Annotated in this window: 1 pseudogene; it reads left to right on the plus strand. The window is 40.5% G+C overall.

Annotation, left to right across the window (positions count from 1 at the left end):
- Positions 1–95 precede the first annotated feature (95 nt).
- Positions 96–220 (plus strand): annotated as a pseudogene (locus AB4307_RS22045) (ISL3 family transposase); the annotation flags it as partial.

A 220-nucleotide genomic window follows, 5' to 3' on the forward strand; every position in this document is an offset into this window, starting at 1 on the left:
GGTTCATCGCGGATTAGCGGGAACTAAAAACAAAAACGGTAGTAAGTGATATGGTTTAGTCGCCAAACAAAAATCATACACAAACTACCGTTTTCATGCCGAATCATACTTTCCTATCTTCATTCTGGGAAGGCTTTCAAATAGTAAAGTCTCACCAGACAGCATCACTTATTACCCTGACTCTTAAACCTAACTCTGAGGCTAAGTGCCTTTGTGGTCT

This window comes from Vibrio sp. 10N.261.52.C2, from assembly GCF_041471425.1.
Classification (GTDB): Bacteria; Pseudomonadota; Gammaproteobacteria; order Enterobacterales; family Vibrionaceae; genus Vibrio; species Vibrio crassostreae_C.